The organism is Micromonospora luteifusca (assembly GCF_016907275.1).
Lineage (GTDB): Bacteria > Actinomycetota > Actinomycetes > Mycobacteriales > Micromonosporaceae > Micromonospora > Micromonospora luteifusca.
This window is the reverse complement of record NZ_JAFBBP010000001.1, coordinates 4,893,768-4,911,379: the sequence shown is the minus strand read 5'-3', so window position 1 is coordinate 4,911,379 and position 17,612 is coordinate 4,893,768. Positions and strand designations below refer to the sequence as shown.

The 17,612-nt window shown below is 70.6% G+C and carries 15 protein-coding genes; 5 read left to right on the top strand and 10 right to left on the bottom strand.

Annotation, left to right across the window (positions count from 1 at the left end; translation table 11 throughout):
* The first annotated feature begins 199 nt into the window (after positions 1 to 199).
* Positions 200 to 1,765, top strand: coding sequence for an aldehyde dehydrogenase family protein (locus tag JOD64_RS22425; protein ID WP_204944009.1), 1,566 nt, complete (start codon positions 200 to 202; stop codon positions 1,763 to 1,765).
* A gap of 242 nt (positions 1,766 to 2,007) precedes the next feature.
* Here the strand turns inward: JOD64_RS22425 and JOD64_RS22415 are convergent, their stop codons facing one another.
* Entirely contained in the window at positions 2,008 to 3,072 is a 1,065-nt protein-coding gene (locus JOD64_RS22415) for a GNAT family N-acetyltransferase (RefSeq protein WP_204944008.1), read from the bottom strand.
* A 90-nt stretch (positions 3,073 to 3,162) separates the two neighbouring features.
* Positions 3,163 to 3,864: an ACT domain-containing protein gene (locus JOD64_RS22410; protein ID WP_204944007.1), complete on the bottom strand. Its 702-nt coding sequence runs from the start codon at positions 3,862 to 3,864 to the stop codon at positions 3,163 to 3,165.
* 150 nt (positions 3,865 to 4,014) lie between these two features.
* On the opposite strand from JOD64_RS22410, the gene JOD64_RS22405 reads away from it, so the two are divergent.
* Together JOD64_RS22405 and JOD64_RS22400 are read left to right on the top strand one after the other, a co-directional pair.
* Positions 4,015 to 5,094, top strand: a complete 1,080-nt coding sequence (locus JOD64_RS22405) for a phosphotransferase family protein (RefSeq protein ID WP_204944006.1) — start codon at positions 4,015 to 4,017, stop codon at positions 5,092 to 5,094.
* On the top strand, positions 5,094 to 6,314 hold the full coding sequence (locus tag JOD64_RS22400) for an acyl-CoA dehydrogenase family protein (protein WP_204944005.1): 1,221 nt from the start codon (positions 5,094 to 5,096) through the stop codon (positions 6,312 to 6,314). The genes JOD64_RS22405 and JOD64_RS22400 overlap by 1 nt, the downstream gene beginning before the upstream one ends.
* Before the next feature lie 367 nt (positions 6,315 to 6,681).
* Here JOD64_RS22400 and JOD64_RS22395 read toward each other — a convergent pair whose 3' ends face one another.
* The 6 genes from JOD64_RS22395 to JOD64_RS22370 all read right to left on the bottom strand — a co-directional run bounded on the left by JOD64_RS22395 (position 6,682) and on the right by JOD64_RS22370 (position 13,341).
* Positions 6,682 to 7,728: a LacI family DNA-binding transcriptional regulator gene (locus JOD64_RS22395; protein WP_204944004.1), complete on the bottom strand. Its 1,047-nt coding sequence runs from the start codon at positions 7,726 to 7,728 to the stop codon at positions 6,682 to 6,684.
* A gap of 82 nt (positions 7,729 to 7,810) precedes the next feature.
* Positions 7,811 to 9,232: a GH1 family beta-glucosidase gene (locus tag JOD64_RS22390; RefSeq protein WP_204944003.1), complete on the bottom strand. Its 1,422-nt coding sequence runs from the start codon at positions 9,230 to 9,232 to the stop codon at positions 7,811 to 7,813.
* On the bottom strand, positions 9,229 to 10,071 hold the full coding sequence (locus JOD64_RS22385; RefSeq protein WP_204944002.1) for a carbohydrate ABC transporter permease: 843 nt from the start codon (positions 10,069 to 10,071) through the stop codon (positions 9,229 to 9,231). Before JOD64_RS22385 ends, JOD64_RS22390 begins: the two co-directional genes overlap by 4 nt.
* A 10-nt stretch (positions 10,072 to 10,081) precedes the next feature.
* Positions 10,082 to 11,053, bottom strand: coding sequence for a carbohydrate ABC transporter permease (locus JOD64_RS22380; RefSeq protein WP_204944001.1), 972 nt, complete (start codon positions 11,051 to 11,053; stop codon positions 10,082 to 10,084).
* Between the two features lie 109 nt (positions 11,054 to 11,162).
* Positions 11,163 to 12,452 carry an ABC transporter substrate-binding protein gene (locus JOD64_RS22375; RefSeq protein WP_204944000.1) on the bottom strand — a complete coding sequence of 430 codons (1,290 nt, stop codon included), beginning with the start codon at positions 12,450 to 12,452 and terminating at the stop codon, positions 11,163 to 11,165.
* 334 nt (positions 12,453 to 12,786) lie between these two features.
* On the bottom strand, positions 12,787 to 13,341 hold the full coding sequence (locus JOD64_RS22370) for a plasmid pRiA4b ORF-3 family protein (RefSeq protein ID WP_204943999.1): 555 nt from the start codon (positions 13,339 to 13,341) through the stop codon (positions 12,787 to 12,789).
* 150 nt (positions 13,342 to 13,491) lie between these two features.
* Here JOD64_RS22370 and JOD64_RS22365 point away from each other — a divergent pair, with 150 nt between their 5' ends.
* Positions 13,492 to 14,238: a pyrimidine reductase family protein gene (locus tag JOD64_RS22365; protein WP_204943998.1), complete on the top strand. Its 747-nt coding sequence runs from the start codon at positions 13,492 to 13,494 to the stop codon at positions 14,236 to 14,238.
* Positions 14,239 to 14,261: 23 nt separating this feature from the next.
* Here JOD64_RS22365 and JOD64_RS22360 read toward each other — a convergent pair whose 3' ends face one another.
* Together JOD64_RS22360 and JOD64_RS22355 are read right to left on the bottom strand one after the other, a co-directional pair.
* Positions 14,262 to 15,011, bottom strand: a complete 750-nt coding sequence (locus tag JOD64_RS22360; protein ID WP_204943997.1) for a hypothetical protein — start codon at positions 15,009 to 15,011, stop codon at positions 14,262 to 14,264.
* Complete coding sequence (locus JOD64_RS22355; RefSeq protein ID WP_204946188.1) at positions 15,004 to 15,519, bottom strand: SigE family RNA polymerase sigma factor; 516 nt, start codon at positions 15,517 to 15,519, stop codon at positions 15,004 to 15,006. The genes JOD64_RS22360 and JOD64_RS22355 overlap by 8 nt, the downstream gene beginning before the upstream one ends.
* 228 nt (positions 15,520 to 15,747) lie before the next feature.
* On the opposite strand from JOD64_RS22355, the gene JOD64_RS22350 reads away from it, so the two are divergent.
* Positions 15,748 to 17,502, top strand: coding sequence for an ATP-binding protein (locus tag JOD64_RS22350; RefSeq protein WP_196921762.1), 1,755 nt, complete (start codon positions 15,748 to 15,750; stop codon positions 17,500 to 17,502).
* The last annotated feature ends 110 nt before the right edge of the window (positions 17,503 to 17,612 follow it).

Below are 17,612 nucleotides of genomic sequence, written 5' to 3'. Positions count from 1 at the left end.
GATGCTGGCCGATACGACCACCGGCATGCCTCCTGTTGGGACGGTGCGCCTCCGTCTCGATATCCGGCCCGTACGAGCATCACGACGTCCAGCCAGACAAACGTACTGTTGCCGACCCACTACCCGGCGCGAGACAGTACCGATCACCAGTGGTGCCATCGACGCCGCCGCTCCCCGGTCAACCCCTGAGGAGAACGCGATGGCACTACGACTCGCTGAGGGCACCGCCTGGTCCGACGTCCTCGCCCGCGCGGTGACCGCCACCCCGGAGGCGTTCGGCGCCGAGGTCGACGGCATCACCACCCTGCACAACCTCGTCGAGGGCGACTGGCGAGCAGTCGGCCAACCCGCCCCGGTGCGCACCCCGGTGGACAACACCGTCGTCATCAACCTGCGCCGGCTCGACGCCGACGCCGCCCGCGCCGCGGTCACGCACGCCGCCGCCGCGCACCGGGCCTGGGCCCAGACCCCGCTCGCCGAACGTAAGGCCCGGGTTGCCGACGCACTGGACTCACTCACCGCCCACCGCGACCTGCTCGCGCTGCTGCTGGTCTGGGAGATCGGCAAGCCGTGGCGGCTGGCCTGCGCCGACGTGGACCGGGCGCTGGACGGCGTCCACTGGTACGCCGACGAGATCGACCGGATGCTGGCCGACGGCCGAGAGCCGCTCCCCGGGCCGGTCAGCAACATCGCGTCGTGGAACTACCCGATGAGCGTCCTGGTGCACGCCGAACTGGTTCAGCTGCTGGCCGGAAACGCGGTCATCGCCAAGACCCCGTCCCAGGGCGGCGCGGTCTGCCTGACCGTCGCGCACGCGCTGATGCGCCGGGCCGGCCTGCCCGCCACCCTCGTCTCCGGCAGTGGCGAGGAGTTGTCCGAGGTGCTCGTCCGGGCGCCCGAAATCGGCGCCGTCGCGTTCGTCGGTGGCCGCTCCAACGGTGGCAAGGTCGCCGCCGCGCTGCTCGACAGCGACAAGCGGCACTTCATCGAGCAGGAGGGTCTCAACGCCTGGGGCATCTGGAACTTCTCCCAGTGGGACCTGCTCGCCACCCACCTCAAGAAGGGCTTCGAGTACGGCAAGCAACGCTGCACCGCGTACCCCCGGTTCGTGGTCCAACGCGATCTGGTCGACGAGTTCCTCGACATGTACCTGCCGGTCGTACGCTCGGTCCGCTTCGGCCACCCGCTCGCCGTCGGCGACGACTGGACCGCCGGCGACCCGCTGCCCGAGCTGGACTTCGGCCCGCTGATCAGCGCCGCCAAGGCCGACGAGCTGCACCGCAAGGTCGACGAGGCGGTTCGCGGTGGAGCGGTGCCGCTGCACCGGGGCAAGCTGACCGGCGCGCCGTTCCTGCCCGGGCAGGACACCTCGGCGTACGTCGCACCGTCGGTGCTGCTCGCCCCACCCGGCCGGTCCCGGCTGATGCACGCCGAGCCGTTCGGGCCGGTCGACACGATCGTCGTCGTGGACACCACCGACGAACTGCTGGCCGCGATGAACGCCTCCAACGGCGCGCTGGTCGCCTCCCTGGCCTGCGACGACACCGACGAGGCCAGCAAGCTCGCGGTGGACCTCCAGGCGTTCAAGGTGGGCATCAACAAGCCGCGCTCGCGGGGTGACCGGGACGAGCCGTTCGGCGGCCGGGGGGCCTCCTGGAAGGGCGCGTTCGTCGGCGGCGACCTGCTGGTGCACGCCGTCACCGTGGGCGGCGACAGCCGGCTCTACGGCAACTTCCCCGACTACAACAGCTACCCCACCACCTGAGATCGTCAGGGGCCCCCTGTCCACGCGCGGCGCGTGTGACAGGGGGCCGGCGGCGTACCGTCGCGAGATGGCGATGATCGAGCAGAGGTTGCTCGCGCTCGGCGCCCAACGGGTGGACTGGCGGCACTACCCCACCGACCCGCACCCGACCGAACCCCGTACGTCGTGCTCGCCGACCCGGAGGGCAACCGGTTCTGCGTATCCGGCCGCCGGGAACGCCCCACGCGGTGACAGGGCCTGTCCTACGAACCAGGCGTCGAGAGGGTGCCCTTCCTGTCCCCAGCGAGCGGGACGGTGAGGGTGAGCAGGGTGCCGTCGCGCTCCGCCGAGCTGGACCGGTTCAGTCGGCGCAGCGTCCGCAACATCGGACCGTTGTCGGCCTGGACGTGCAGCACCAGCGCCGCGTACCCGGCTCGGTCGGCATGCTGGGCCAGGCGGCGCAGCAGCGAAGAACCGAGCCCCCGCCGCTGCCAGTCGTCACGCACCAGCAGCGCCACCTCGGCCTCGTCACCCTCGCCGAGCAGATTCGCCAGGGCGACCACCGACTCCGCCGCGCCGTCGGCTCCGGTGGCCGTGGCGACCAGAGTCAGCCCTCGACTCGGCTCCAGCAGCCGACGCAGTCGGGCCGACTGCGGCAGCGCCGCCCCGCCCAGGTAACGCTGCTGCCGACTGCGCGGCGAGCACGCCTCGTGCAACTCCACGACGCCGGACAGGTCGTCCGCGCAGGCGGGCCGCACGGCGACCTCGGCACCGTCGGGCAGCACCAGGGTGATCTGCTCGGCGGCCCGACGGACCACGGTGGCGGCCAGCTCCACTAGGGCCTGCGCCCGGGCGTACTCCGCCGGGGTGAAGGCGGGCGCGACCCGGCGCAGCGCGAACGAACCGCCCGCCGGGTCGGTCAGCAGCATGGTGGCGTCGGTGATTCCCCGTTCGACGCCGGTCGAGGCGGGTCGCCAGCTGACCGAGTCGGCGCCGAGCAGGGCCCGCAACGCTTCGCCCGTCGCGTCCGGGTCACGCACCAGCCGGTTGGCCAGCCCCAGCACCCGGGTGGGCTGGTCGGCCAGGCCGCGCGCCTCACTGCGCGCAACCCAGCAGTCCCGCCCCCGACCGCGCTCCACGGCGGCGATCAGCTCAGCCTCGTCGAGCGTGTTCGGCGCGTCCACCAGAAAGTCGTCCACCGCGCCCTGCTCGGTGGGTTGCACCTGCACGGTGAGGATGTTGACCCCGCGCAGCGCGAGGCTCGCCGTGAGCACCGACAGGTAACCCGGCCGGTCGTCCACGGTGGCTCGAATCCGCCACAACGTCATGGTTGGCTCCCTTCCCCACCCAAGAGCCTCACCCCCGCCTGTTGCCGCCCGGTTGCTCAGCGGTGTCGGCCCGGGAACTCCTCGGACCGCTCAGGGGCCGGCGACCACCGGGGGCGTCCCGACGAGGTCGAGCCGGTCACCGAGGATCACCGCGCTGGCCCGGACCAGCTGGGTGAGCCGGTCCACCTCGGTGCTGTGGAACGCCGCGGCGGAGAGGGTCTCGCTGTGCTCGCGGGCCACCACCAGCACCAGGCCCGCCCGGCCGAACGGCACGATCGCGTGGTGGGTGCCGTCGGGCGTGGTCATCGACCGGCCGCGCAGCGGAGTCACCTCCGGCAACCGCAGGGGTACGGGTGCACGCCAGCTCGCGTACCCCACGGTCGCCCCGCCGCTCGCGGTCCGGGAGGCCCAGTCGACCGGCACCACGGCGGCGACGGCCCAGTCGGCTGCCAGCAGCCCGGGCACCGCGTCGACCAGGGTGGCCAGCCCGTCGGCCGGGTTGGCCGCGACCTGGGCCAACAGCTCCGCGTCCTGGCCGGTGGTGGTGGGCGCGCCGATCGCCCGCCACACACCGTCCACCCGCACCCCCGGGATCGCCGCGAGGCCAGCCAGCAGTCGCTCCACCCGCGCCGCGCCCGGCCAGACGACCGTGAAGTCGTCCACCGCGCGCCCGCCGAGACGTTCGAGGACCACCACCTGGACGATGTCCGCCCCGGAGACGCCCAGTGTGCGGGCGACCTGGCCGAGAGTGCCCGGACGGTCTGGCAGGGTGACCCGAACTCGCAGCAACATGTCTGTCCCTCCGCTCGGCGGGCCGGCGAAGAGCGGCCGGCAGGCTGCGTCCCAGCCTGGCTGTTGACCATTTCGTCCCTGTTGCAGAGGCATGTCCCGAGCGGAAAATCTGACCTTGACAACGTGAGCGAGCTGCAATCAACTAGTCCGATGAGTGATCCGGCCGTCGATGCGTGGCGGCCGGGTGCCGTCCCCACCTCTCCCGCCGGCCTCTCCCTGGACCGGCTCGCCGGCTATCTGGCCGAGCACCGACCCGAGTTGGCGGTCGGGCCGCTGCGGGCCAACCTGATCGCAGGCGGCAAGTCCAACCTCACCTACCTGCTGCACCTCGGCGATCGGGAGGTCGTGCTGCGCCGCCCTCCGCTCGGGCACGTGCTGGCCACCGCGCACGACATGGCCCGCGAGTTCCGGGTCATCTCGGCGTTGGCGCCGACCGAGGTGCCCGTCCCGGGCGCACTGCTGCTGTGCACCGATCCGGAGGTGATCGGCGCGCCGTTCTACCTGATGGAGCGGATGCCCGGCGAGGTGTTCCGCACCCGCGCGCAGACCGACCCGCTGGGTGACGAGCGCCGCCGCGCCCTCGCCCTGGCGATGATGGACACGCTCGCCGCCCTGCACAGCGTCGAGCCGTCCACGGTCGGTCTGAGCGACTTCGGCCGCCCGGAGGGCTATTTGGCGCGGCAGGTCCGCCGCTGGGGCGGGCAGCTCGACCGCTCGCGTAGCCGCCCGCTGCCCGGCATCGACGAGCTGCGTGACCTGCTCGCGGCGACCGCCCCGGAGGGCGCGAACGCCGGCCGGATCGTGCACGGCGACTACCGGTTGGACAATCTCCTCGCCTCGGCCGACCCGGTGGCCGTGCACGCGGTGCTCGACTGGGAGATGGCCACCCTCGGCGACCCCCTCGCCGACCTGGGGCTGCTGCTGACGTACTGGGACGTGCTGGGCGGCAGCGACACCGCCGCGGGCAACCCGGTGGCCGACGGGCTCGGCCCGCGCGCCGGCTTCCCCACCGGCGGCGAGCTGATCGACAGGTACGCCCGGCGCAGCGACGTGGACGTCGGGCCGCTGCACTGGCACGTGGCGCTTGGCTGTTTCAAGCTCGCGGTCATCTGCGAGGGCATCCACTACCGCCACACGCTCGGGCAGACGCTCGGCGAGGGCTTCGACCGGATCGGCGAGATGGTGGCACCGCTGGTCGCGCACGGGCTGACCGCCGCCAGGGAGCGGTGATGGACTTCTCATACGACAGCCGGACCGAGGAACTACGCGACGAGCTGACCCGGTTCCTGACCGAGCACGTCTACCCGGCCGAAGCCGTGCACGCCGAGCAGGTCGCCGCCGGCGACCCGTGGTCGCGTACCCCGGTGCTGGCCGAACTGAAGGCGGAGGCCCGCAAGCGCGGCCTGTGGAACCTGTTCCTGCCCGACCCGCGCTACGGCGCCGGCCTGACCAACCTCCAGTACGCGCCGCTGGCCGAGCTGACCGGGCGCAGCCCGCACCTGGCGCCGGAGGCGGTCAACTGTGCGGCACCGGACACCGGCAACATGGAGTTGCTGGCCGAGTTCGGCTCGGAAGCGCAGCAGAAGCGCTGGCTCATGCCACTGCTGGAGGGCGAGATCCGCTCCGCGTTCTGCATGACGGAGCCGGACGTCGCGTCCTCCGACGCCACCAACATCGCCACCCGGATCACCCGTGACGGCGACGAGTACGTCATCAACGGGCGCAAGTGGTGGTCGTCCGGTGCGATGGACCCGCGCTGCGAGATCTTCATCGTGATGGGCAAGACCGACCCGGACGCCGACCGGCACCGGCAGCAGAGCATGGTGCTGGTCCCCCGGGACACCCCCGGGGTGAGCGTCCGCCGGGGCATGACCGTCTTCGGCTACACCGACGGTTCCCACGGCGGGCACGCCGAGATCGACTTCACCGACGTCCGGGTGCCCGCGGAGAACCTGATCGGCGCCGAGGGCACCGGCTTCGCCATCGCCCAGGCCCGACTGGGTCCCGGCCGGATCCACCACTGCATGCGATTAATCGGAATGGCTGAGCGAGCATTGGAGCTGCTCTGCAAGCGGGCGCTCGGGCGGATCGCGTTCGGCCGGCCGCTGGCCGAGCAGGGCGTGGTCCGGGAGTGGATCGCCGAGTCGCGGGTACGAATCGAACAGGCCCGGCTGCTGGTGCTGAAGACGGCCTGGCTGATGGACACCGTCGGCAACAAGGGCGCACACACCGAGATCCAGGCCATCAAGATCGGCACTCCGGCGATGGCAGAGTGGGTGATCGACAAGGCCATCCAGGGGTACGGCGGCGCCGGCGTCAGCCAGGACACTCCCCTGGCCGCCCTCTGGGCGCAGACCCGCACCCTGCGCCTGGCCGACGGTCCCGACGAGGTCCACCGCAACTCCCTCGCCAAGCGCGAACTCCGTCGCTGGACCGCCACCCCCGCCTGACTCCGCCAACCCCGAATCTGCCGCGCGGCCGCACATCCTCCCGCGCCCCCTGCGGCAACCCGATCAGGCCTGGTCGGCAGTGGGCTGCCGTTGGGACATCTGTCCGATTTGCCCCTAGGGGGTGGGCTGCCTCGTCCCCTTGGCGCACCCCCAGGAGTCGTCGAGGGTCGACTCGGGCGTGATCCACTCCATGTCGCCGATGTGGCGGTATTCGCGGCACGAGATACCGCCACATCGGCGAAGCGGAGTGGATCACGCCCGTCGTCAAGGCGCGGGGTCGCCGAGCCGAGCGGGCCACGCCAGGCCGAGCGGGCCACGCCGAGCGGGCCACGCCAGGCCGGGGTGGGCCGGGCTCGGGTGGACCGGGTCAGGCGGAGGCGCGGTGGACCAGTTGGGTATCCAGGACGATGTGTGGGGCGGGGATGTCGTCGCCACGAATTCGGGCGACCAGCAGGCGTGCCATCTGCCGGCCCATTTCTTCCACCGGCTGGAAGACCGTGGTCAGCGGCGGGTCCGCCCGGAGGGCGATCGTCGCGTCGTCGAAGCCGATCACCGCGACGTCCTCGGGCACCCGCCGGCCGGCCTCGCGCAGGGTGCGCAACGCGCCGAACGCCATCAGGTCCGATGCAACGAAGACCGCGTCCAGATCCGGGCAGGCGTCCAACAGTCGGCGCATCCCGGACGCGCCGCTGCCCTCGCTGAAGTCGCCGTAGACGATCAGGTCGGGGTTGACGCCGGCCCCGTTGGTCTTGACCGCCTCGGTGTAGCCGGTCAACCGGGCCAGGCCGACACCCATGTCCTGCGGACCGGCGATGGTGGCGATGCGGCGCCGCCCCTGCCTGGTCAGGTACTCCACCGCCTGCCGGGCCCCGCCAACGTTGTCCACGTCGACGAACCAGGCCGGCTGGGCACCGGGTTGCAGCATCCGGGCGGGCCGACCGCCGAGCACGGCGGGCAGGCCGCGCTCTTCCAGCAGCGTCGGCAGCGGGTCGGCGTCGTGCAGAGACAGCAGCAGTACGCCGTCGACGTGCTGGTTGGTCAGGTGGTGCTCGACCCGCTCCCGCTCGACGGGCGACTGTGCCATGGCCAGCCAGAGCTGCATCGGCGTCTCCAGCAACCCGGAGCTGATGCCTCGTACGATCGCGGCGAAGAACGGCTCGGTGAAGACCCGCTCACCGGATTCGGACACCACCAGCGCGACGGAGTCGGTCCGCTGGGTGACGAGCGCACGGGCGGCCCGGTTCGGCACGTACCCCAGCTCGGCGATGGCCTGCTGGACCGCGGCCCGGGCCTCCGGGCTGACCTGTGGTGAGCCGTTGACCACGCGGGAGACCGTGCCCCGGCCGACGCCGGCGCGCGCCGCGACCGCATCGAGGGTCGGGCGCCCGAGCGACCGGGTGCGCTGCGTTGTCATCGTCTGCTCCTCCGACGGCGGGCGGGCCCGGCGCCACCTGCGAGAGGTGGACGCCAGGACCGTCCTGATGGCTGGCCCGAGCCTATTGTGCGGCCAGACCGTTGCGCCGGATCACCGAGGCGTACCACTTGGCGCTGGACTTGGGGATGCGTACCTGACTGTCGTAGTCGACGTGGATCATGCCGAAGCGCTTGGTGTAACCCCAGGCCCATTCGAAATTATCCATGAGCGACCAGGCAAAGTATCCCCGCAGGGGCACTCCGGCGTCGATCGCCTCGTGCGCGGCACGCAGGTGGGCGTCGAAGAAGGCCAGCCGGTCGACGTCGTCGACCTGCCCGTCGACCACCGTGTCGACGAACGCCGAGCCGTTCTCGGTGACGTACAGGGGCAGGTCGGTGTAGTCGTGCACCCGGCGCAGCGTCTCGACCAGGCCCGGGGCGTCGATCTCCCAACCCATGTCGGTGACCGGGACGCCGCGGGTGACGAACCGGACATCCTCGCTGCCCGGCCAGCACGAGGGGGCGGGGTCGGCCTCGCCGCCCTCGACCGGTGCGGCGACCACGTGCCGGCTGTAGTAGTTGACCCCGACCTGGTCCAGCGGCGCGGAGATGGTCGCCAGGTCGCCGTCCTGCACGTGGGCGAAGTCGGTCACCGCGCTCAGGTCGGCCACCAGGTCCTCCGGGTACGACCCGCGCAGCAACGGATCGAGGAAGAACCGGTTCGCCAACGCGTCGATCCGCCGGGCCGCGTCCGCGTCGGCAGGGGTGTCGCTGGCCGGGTCGACCGGGTAGAGGTTGACCGTCACGCCCACCTCGGCGGTCGGCCGGGCGGCCCGCAGTGCCTGCACGGCCAGGCCGTGTCCGAGCATCAGGTGGTGCCCGGCCCGCACCGCGTCCGCTCCGTCGGTGCGGCCGGGGGCGTGCACGCCGGAGCCGTAGCCGAGGAACGCGGAGCACCACGGCTCGTTCAGCGTGGTCCAGTAGCGCACCCGGTCACCGAGCGCGTCGGCGACCAGCGTCGTGTAGTCGGCGAAGCGGGCCGCGGTGTCCCGAGCCGGCCAGCCGCCGGCGTCCTCCAGGGGCTGTGGCAGGTCCCAGTGGTAGAGGGTCAGCCACGGCTCGATGCCCTTGGCCAGCAACTCGTCGACCAGCCGCCGGTAGAAATCCAGACCCTGCGGGTTGGCCGCGCCGGTGCCGCCGGGCTGGACCCGGGACCAGGAGACCGAGAAACGGTACGACTTGAGGCCCACCTCGGCCATCAGCGCGACGTCGTCGCCGAGCCGGTGGTAGTGGTCGCAGGCCACGTCGCCGGTGTGCCCGAGGAGGACCCGGCCGTCGGTGTGGCTGAAGGTGTCCCAGATCGACGGGGTGCGGCCGTCCACGGCCGCTGCCCCCTCGATCTGGTACGCCGCGGTCGCGGCCCCCCACAGGAAACCGGGTGGAAAGGTCAGCCCGGGGCGCTCGTCGAGGACATCCACGGCGAGTGGGCTGGCGGGGTTGCTCACGACTTGACGGCACCTTCCATGATCCCGCCGATGATCTGGCGGCCGAACACGAGAAAGACGAGCACCAGGGGGATCGTGCCGATCGCCGTGGCGGCGAACACCTGGGAGTAGTCGGTGTAGTAGGCGTAGGAGAGGAAGGAGAGCGAGACCTGCAGGGTCGGGTTCTCCGGGGTGAGGATGGCGTACGGCCAGATGAACGAGTTCCAGGTCTCCATGAAGGTCAGCAGACCGAGGACACCGGCGGCGGGACGCAGCGCGGGCAGCACGATGCTCCAGTAGATCCGGAACGTGCTCGCCCCGTCGACGCGACCGGCCTCGATCAGCTCGTCGGAGATCGCCTGGCTGGCGTACTGCCGCATCATGAACACACCGAAGGCGGTGACCAGGAACGGCACGGTGACCGCGTAGAGGGTGTCGTACCACCCCAGGTCCTGCATCATGCCCCAGAGCGAGATGAGCCCCATCTGGGTCGGGATCATCATGGTGACGATGATCGCCAGCAGGAGGACGTTGCTGCCCTTGAACCGCAGCTTGGCGAAGGCGAACCCGGCCAGCGACCCGGTGAGCACCACCGACAGGGTGACCACCGAGGAGACGATGATCGAGTTCATCATGCCGGTGAGGAAGTTGGCGGCGTCGTTGTCGAGCACCCGCCCGAAGTTGTCACCGAACGCTCCGCCGGGGGTCAGCGGCGGCGGCACGTCGTTGATGGAGTCCAGGCTGCGAGTGCCGATCACGATCATGTAGTAGAACGGGTAGATCGACAGCAGCGCCGCCAGGACGAGCGCCACGTAGGTGAGCGGGCTGGTGCGCCACAGGCGCTGGGAAGCCGAGATCATCGCTCTCTCCTCACTTCGCCGAGCGGCGGACGAGTAGGAAGTTGAACAGCGACACCACGACGATGATCATGAAGATCGCCCAGGCGACCGCAGCTCCGTAGCCTGCGGTGTTCAGGTTCTGGATGCCCATCTCGTACATGTACATGGCCAGCGTCTGGAACTGCCGCTGGTTGCCGCCGAGGATGTTGCCGTTGGCGAAGAGCAGGGGCTCGGTGAAGAGCTGCATGCCACCGATCGTGGACAGGATGACCACGAAGATGAAGGTGGGCTTGAGCATGGGCAGGGTGATCTGCCAGAACTGCCGCCACTGGCTGGCGCCATCGATCGCCGCGGCCTCGTAGAGGTCCTTCGGGATCGCCTGCATGCCGGCGAGCAGGATCAGGGTGTTGTACCCGGTCCACCGCCAGTTGACCATGGTGGAGATGGCGAACCAGGAACTCCACCGCTGCCCGTCCCAGTCGACCGGGTCGACACCGACGAAGCTGAGCAGCCAGTTGAACAGGCCGAACTCCCGCTGGAACAGCATCCCGAAGACGATCGCGACCGCGGCCACCGACACCACGTTCGGCATGAAGATGACCATCCGGAAGAAGGTCTTGGCGCGCAGGAAGGTCCGGTTCAGCAGGTTCGCCAGGAAGAGGGCGAGCAACAGCTGCGGGATGGTCGACAGGGCGAAGATGCCGAACGTGTTGACCAGCGCGTTCCAGAAGTACTCGTCGGAAAACAGCCGGGTGTAGTTGTCGAAGCCGATGAACGAGTGGTCGCCGATCATGTCCCAGTCGTGCAGCGACATCCAGGCGGTACGCACCATCGGGTACAGCCCGAACACACCGAAGATCAGGAAGAACGGGGCGATGTAGAGGTATGGCGAGTACTTGACATCGAGGCGGTTGAAAAGCCTTCCCCGGCGCTGCCGGGGAGGGAGGTCGGGAGAAGGCGGTGCTGCTGGCGACGGCGGTGCCGTCGTGGCCGACAGGCTCATGCGAAATTCCTTTTCCGGCGAGGCCCGGGGGCCCTCGCGCAGGGCGCTACGCGGAGGGGACCGGCCGGTGGCGTCCGGGAAGCCCCGAACGCCACCGGCAGGGAATCACTCAGAAGGCACCCTGAGTCTTGGCGTCCTTCGTGAACTGCTCCCAGGCCTTCGCCTTGTCGGCCTGCCCGCTCTCGAACGCCCGCAGGGCCGGCTCGAGTGCGTTCTCCTTGACCGCCTGGTGCTTCGGGCCCAGGTGGGTCGGCTGGATCTTGGCGACGCTCTCCCCGAAGATCTTGCCGGTCGGCGCGTTGCTGAAGTACTCGTTGGTGTAACTGGTGAACGCGTCGTTCTTCAGCGCCTCCAGGTTCGTGGGCAGCGGGCCCTTGAGCTTGAAGGCCTCGACCTGGCTCTTCGCGTTGGTGAGGTACTCGGCGAGCTTCGCCGCCTCATTCGGGTACTTGCTCTGCGCCGGAACCGCGAGCCACGAGCCGCCCCAGTTACCGCCGCCGCCCGGCACGGACGCGACATCCCACTTGCCCTTGTTGGTCGGACCGGAGTTGTCCGACACGATGCCGAGCATCCAGGACGGGCAGAAGGTGGCCGCGAAGGTGCCCTGCTTGAAGCCACCGGACCACTCCGGCGACCAGGTCTGCGCCTTGGCCGAGATGTCCGCCATCGAGGTGGCGGTGTCCCAGGCGTTCTTCACCGCGGGGCTGGTGTCCGCGATGATGTTGTCTTCCTTGTCGTAGAACAGGTCACCGTTGCCCTGGAACATCACACCGTTGGAGACGGCGGTGATCGAGTCGATGAACGCCTTGCCGCCGCTGCCCTGCTTGTACTTCAGGCCTGCGTCGTGGAAGCCCTTCCAGTCCGGCCAGAGCGCCGACACCTGGTCGCGCTCAGTGGGCAGGCCGGCAGCCTGGAACAGGTCCTTGCGGTAGCAGACGGCGAGGCTGCCGACGTCGGTCGGGAGGCCGATCAGTCGACCGTCCGGCGCCTTGCCCAGCTCCCACTTCCAGGGCAGGTAGTCCTTGGAGTGGTCGGAGACCAGCGGCGCGAGGTCGGACCAGTTGCGCGCGTTGGGCTTGAACTCGTTGAGGATGCCCTCTTCCAGGGCGGTGACGTCCGCCGCGCCCTTGCCGGTGGCCAGGTAGCGGACCAGCTTCGGCCGGTACTCGGCGAGCTGCGCGGTCTTGCGCAGCTCGACCTTGATGCCGGTGTCCTTCTCGTACTGCTTGACGAGCTCGTCGTAGCCCATCTCGCCGAAGGTGTCGACGACCAGCTTGGCCGGCTTCTCGCCGGCCGCCGGCTTGTCGTCGTCGTTGCCGCAGGCTGCGAGACCGCCGATTGCGGTGATCGCGGCCAGGGCAGCGGCCGCCAGGCGGGTACGCCGCGTGGTGACACTCATTCGCTGACCCCTCTTTCCGGTGGTGAGGCTGGATGTGTGTGGTGGGGGGTGCCCGTCGCGCGAGGCCGGGGATGGGTGAGTGACACAGGCCACCTCGGGAGCGCTCCCATGAGATTGCCGGCGGGTAACGGGAGTGTCAATAGGGCGATGGGAGCGTTCCCAGATCGTTACCGCTGATCACTCATGCACCGCTGACCCCACCCACAACGCCGCCCCCAACCGGGTGATCAAGAGATTTCGGTCAGAAATCGCGGCTCTGGTGACGCGAACCTCTTGATCGACAGTGCCGGGGGCGGGGCCGGGAGGCGGGGGCCCGCCGGGCCGGGGCGGGGGGTCAGCAGAAGCGGCGGAGGAGGGTCGTTGTCCGGCGCGGATCGAAGCGGGACGGATCGAAGGTGGAGCCCGCCCAGTCGCGCAGCATCGCGTGCCGAGGGTCAGCGAGGTCTCCCTCGTCGGCCAACGCGACAAGCAGCGCCTGATAGCCCGACGGCCCGCCGATACCCTCCGGCGGGCAGGCCTGCTCGCCGTCGCGGCAGACCGGGTACCGCTCGTCGGGATCGACGGTCAGCGCGTCCTCCACGACCAGGTCGTGCTCCCACCAGTCACTGAAGTCGTACGTGTAGGAGAACCGACTGCCCTTGCCGAGCACCGCGTCCAGCCGCACGTCCAGCTCGTCGTGCAGCGCCAACTCCCCATCCGGGTCGGGCTCGCCGTACTGAACGGCGTCGATCTCGAACGAGTGCAGGTGGCAGTCCCGCCAACCCATCGCGTGCTGCACCACCCGGTGCAGCCGGTCCAGCGTGTACCCGGCCGGCACGAGCACCCGGCGCCACACCGGCGGGCGGACGCCGGCGAGGGACATCTTCAGCTGGAAGATCTGACGCGGCATGCTGTCCTGTCCTCCCACGGCTTAGGCTGCGACGATGATCTGCCGAGCGTGCCGGGCCCGGCGGCACGACGACTGCCCGGGCCGGAACTGGTGCGACTGCCAGCACCGTACCGCCGAACCGACCCCTCCGGTCACCGGTCCGGCCAGCGAATGACCGTCGGAATCCCGATCCGGCGGCTCTGGCCGGAGCCCTCGACGCAGCCGCTCGACGACGACGCGCTGACCGCCCTCTACGACCGCGCCGACGAGCCCCGACTCCGGGTCAACTTCGTCACCAGCCTCGACGGCGCGGTCACCGTGGACGGCTACTCCGCCGGGCTCTCCGGCGAGCCGGACAAGCGGGTGTTCGGCCTGCTGCGGATGGTCTGCGACGCGCTGGTGGTGGCCGCCGGCACGCTTCGCCACGAGGGGTACCGGGCGGTCCGCCTCGACGAGCGGCGCCGCGCCTGGCGCCGCGAACACGGCCTGACCGAGTACCCGACGTTGGTGGTCGTCTCCCATTCACTCGACCTGGATCCAGCGCAGGCCGCCTTCGCCGACGCGCCGACCCGCCCGATCGTGCTCACCCATGCCGACGCCGACCCGCCACCCGGCCTGACCGACGTCGCCGACCTGCTGCGCTGCGGCACCGACCGGGTCGACCTGGCCGTCGGTCTCACCGAACTGCACCGCCGCGGGCTGACCCAACTGCTCTGCGAGGGCGGCCCACACCTGTTCGGCGCGCTCACCGCCGCCGACCTGGTGGACGAGCTGTGCCTGACCGTCTCGCCACTGCTGGCGGGCCCCGGACCGGGCCGGATCACCGCAGGCGACACCGTGCCACCGCGGCTGCTACCCCTACGGCACGTGCTCTCCGCCGAGGACGGCGTCCTCCTGCTCCGCCACGCCCGCCCCTGAGCATCCGGTCGACTCCCGGGCAATCAGTCGGGCAGCACGGCACCGGGCGCCCACACGATCCGGTACCGCCGGCCGTCCGCCATGGTCGCCCACACCTGCACCTCGTCGTACGGCTCGTCGGCGTCCACCTCGACGACGGCGCCGCGTGGCGCCGCGCCGACCGGGTGCCGCACGCCGTTCGCGACAACCTCGACGGTACGACCCTCGGGTGCCTGCGCCAGGACGAAGAGCCGCCCACCCGACCGGCGGGCGACCGCCAGCCCCAGCCCGCCACCCGTGGACCGGACGTCGTCGCAGACCTGGTCACCGTCAACGCAGGCCAGGTCGTACGACAGATAGTCCAGGGACCTGCTCTGGTCGCCGCCATCGGCCACGATCCACACCTCGGCCGCGTGACCCCCACTCGTCATCTCCCCCGCACGCGCGGCACGGCGCAGCACCACCAGCGTCTCCGTTCCGGTCCGGCCCACCGCGACCACCCGCTCAGCCGTGGCCGGCCTGCCGTCGGAGCCGACGATCCCGACCAGGACACGGGGCTCGATGCTCGGGCCCGCGACGCTGATCGCCTCACCACGCCCCCGGCCCGCCGGCCCATCCGGTGCCACCAGCAGGGCTGCCAGCGCCATCACGACCACCAGCGCGCCGCCGGAGAGCAGGAGGCGTCGTCGGCGTCGAGCTCGGCCGCCCGCGATGATCCGTGCGGTGAAGCCTGCTGGCAGCTCGACTGTCGCCACAGCGCGATCGAGCATCTCGGCAACGTCGTGATCACGCATGGTTCTCCTCCTTCGCAACGTCGATCGGGATCGCTGCGACGCCTTCCAGACCAACCCGAAGTCGGTGCAGGCCACGGGACGCCTGGCTCTTCACCGACCCGGCGGAACAGCCCAACTCGGCGGCCGTCTCGGCCTCGGTGCAACCGAGCCAGTACCGGAGCACCACGACCGCCCGCATCCGGGGCGGCAGTTGACGCAGCGCCTCCAGCAGCAGTTCGCGGTCGTCCACCCGGCCCAGCTCATCGGGCTGCGCGAGGTCGTCCGGCAACTCGGCGGCCCGGCGACGGCTCCACGGCGAGCGCCAGCGACTGATCAGCCGGTTAATCATGGCTCGGCGCAGATAGGCCTCCGGCTGCCGTTCCCGCACCACACGCCAGCGCGGGTAAGCCTGCAGGAGAACCTCCTGCAACAGGTCCTCGGCGTCCGCTCGTTGGCCGGTGATCAGAACGGCGAAACGCAGGAGCCGGGGACCACTGGTCGAGACGAAGGTGCCGAAGTCGTCATTCATGCGGGCTCCATGTCTAGATAACGCGACCGCCGGCAGCGAGGTTGAGTGGTCGATGATGACCCGCACACACCGAGACAGCGACACACTGTTCTCGGTCACACACCCACCGTCAGGTGCGTGACGGGCCAGGGTGTCGTCCGCCGCGTCGCGTGGCGACCTGTCGTACTCCTCGGGCAGGATGCAGGGCATGCGCGCCGACCGTGATGCCCGACCGACCCAGGTCACCCGATGACCGACGCCGACCTCGACAGCCCTGGCGAGGCGGTCGGGCGGGTGCTGGGCACCGCCGACGCCACTCCGTTGCAGTTCTGGACGGCCGTGGCACCCGGCAGCTACCTCCAGCTCGACGATGTCGTGGTCACCCGGCGAGAGTTGCCCGACCGGGAGCCGGTGACGATCGCCGGCGTCGTCACCCAGGTCCGCGCTCGCCACGAGGGCGCCCAGTTCGACTCCGACGTGTTCGCCATCGCCGACGGCACGCTGCCGGCGCAGGTGCAGGAGGCGGCCGAGGTGACCACCACGCGGGTCGATCCGGAGCTCTACGTGCCGCCGACCCCGGGTGCGGTGGTGCACCGGGCCGAGGGCGACGCCCGGGCGCGTGCGTTGCACTTCGACCGGATGGAGCGGCGCATCCCGATGGGGATGGGTCGCGACGGGGTCCCGGTCTACCTCAACGCCGACTTCCTCGACGGCAGCCGGGGCGCGCACGTCTCCATCTCCGGCATCTCCGGGGTGGCCACCAAGACCAGCTTCGCCACCTTCCTGCTCTACTCGGTCTTCCGCTCCGGGGTGCTGGGCGGCGACGCGGTCAACGCCAAGGCGCTGATCTTCAACGTCAAGGGTGAGGACCTGCTCTTCCTGGACCATCCCAACACCCGCCTCGACGAGCCCACCCGCGCGGCGTACGCGAAGCTCGGTCTGAGCGCCGGCGCCTTCCCGGACGTGCGGGTGTACGCCCCGCCCCGCGTCGGTGACGCGGCCGGCACGCCGGATGTGAGCAGCCGGCTCACCGGGGTGGACTCGTTCTACTGGACGCTGGACGAGTTCTGTGCCGACCGCCTGCTGCCCTACGTCTTCGCCGACGCCGACGACGAGCGCCAGCAGTACACGATGGTGGTCCACTCGGTGGCCGCGCACCTGGCCCGCTACGCCCAGCCCGCCGACGGTGGGGTGAGCATCGACGGGGTCCGGCTCGGCTCCTACGGTGATTTGGTCGACCACATCGTCGACCAGCTCAACGACGACGAGACCCGCTCCGACTGGGCCGGCAGCGCGGTCGGTCTGGGCACCGTCAACGCGTTCGCCCGGCGGTTGATCGGCAGCAAGAAGGACCTCGCCCGGCTGATCCGCGGTGACCTCGCCACCCGCCGCCCGCATTCGATCAACACCAGCGAGTCGGCGCAGGTCACCGTCGTTGACCTGCACAACCTTCCCGACCGCGCGCAGCGGTTCGTGGTCGGTGTGACGCTCAAGAGCGAGTTCGAGCGCAAGGAGAAGTCCGGCACCGCCAAGCCGCTGCTCTTCGTCGTCCTCGACGAGCTCAACAAGTACGCCCCCCGCGAGGGCTCCTCCCCGATCAAGGAGGTCCTGCTGGACATCGCCGAGCGGGGCCGCTCGCTCGGGGTGATCCTGATCGGCGCGCAGCAGACGGCGAGCGAGGTGGAGCGGCGGATCGTCACCAACTCGGCGATCCGGGTGGTCGGCCGGCTCGACCCGGCCGAGGCCTCCCGCCCGGAGTACGGTTTCCTCCCGCCCGCGCAGCGACAGCGGGCGCTGCTGGCCAAACCGGGCACCATGTTCGTCAACCAGCCGGACATCCCGGTGCCGCTCTGCCTGGAGTTCCCGTTCCCGGCCTGGGCCACCCGGGTCTCCGAGGCGGGCCGGGCACCATCCGAGACGTTGCGCTCGATCACCCAGTCCGCCGACCCGTTCGCCGTGGTGGGCTCCGGCGGCGGCAGCACCGACGACGACATCCCGTTCTAGGTAGGGCCGGCACAGGTGAGCGCGAGGAGTGAGCTTGCGAGCCCCGCAGTCGCGAACGGAAGGCCAGCACAGGTGAGCGCGAGGAGTGAGCTTGCGAGCCCCGCAGTCGC

Bases quoted from the DNA above. Each gene is read 5' to 3' on its own strand.
- JOD64_RS22425 (WP_204944009.1), top strand. From the start codon at position 200: ATGGCACTACGACTCGCTGAGGGCACCGCCTGGTCCGACGTCCTCGCC.
- JOD64_RS22415 (WP_204944008.1), bottom strand. From the start codon at position 3,072: ATGACGTTGTGGCGGATTCGAGCCACCGTGGACGACCGGCCGGGTTAC.
- JOD64_RS22410 (WP_204944007.1), bottom strand. From the start codon at position 3,864: ATGTTGCTGCGAGTTCGGGTCACCCTGCCAGACCGTCCGGGCACTCTC.
- JOD64_RS22405 (WP_204944006.1), top strand. From the start codon at position 4,015: ATGAGTGATCCGGCCGTCGATGCGTGGCGGCCGGGTGCCGTCCCCACC.
- JOD64_RS22400 (WP_204944005.1), top strand. From the start codon at position 5,094: ATGGACTTCTCATACGACAGCCGGACCGAGGAACTACGCGACGAGCTG.
- JOD64_RS22395 (WP_204944004.1), bottom strand. From the start codon at position 7,728: ATGACAACGCAGCGCACCCGGTCGCTCGGGCGCCCGACCCTCGATGCG.
- JOD64_RS22385 (WP_204944002.1), bottom strand. From the start codon at position 10,071: ATGATCTCGGCTTCCCAGCGCCTGTGGCGCACCAGCCCGCTCACCTAC.
- JOD64_RS22380 (WP_204944001.1), bottom strand. From the start codon at position 11,053: ATGAGCCTGTCGGCCACGACGGCACCGCCGTCGCCAGCAGCACCGCCT.
- JOD64_RS22375 (WP_204944000.1), bottom strand. From the start codon at position 12,452: ATGAGTGTCACCACGCGGCGTACCCGCCTGGCGGCCGCTGCCCTGGCC.
- JOD64_RS22370 (WP_204943999.1), bottom strand. From the start codon at position 13,341: ATGCCGCGTCAGATCTTCCAGCTGAAGATGTCCCTCGCCGGCGTCCGC.
- JOD64_RS22365 (WP_204943998.1), top strand. From the start codon at position 13,492: ATGACCGTCGGAATCCCGATCCGGCGGCTCTGGCCGGAGCCCTCGACG.
- JOD64_RS22360 (WP_204943997.1), bottom strand. From the start codon at position 15,011: ATGCGTGATCACGACGTTGCCGAGATGCTCGATCGCGCTGTGGCGACA.
- JOD64_RS22355 (WP_204946188.1), bottom strand. From the start codon at position 15,519: ATGAATGACGACTTCGGCACCTTCGTCTCGACCAGTGGTCCCCGGCTC.
- JOD64_RS22350 (WP_196921762.1), top strand. From the start codon at position 15,748: ATGACCGACGCCGACCTCGACAGCCCTGGCGAGGCGGTCGGGCGGGTG.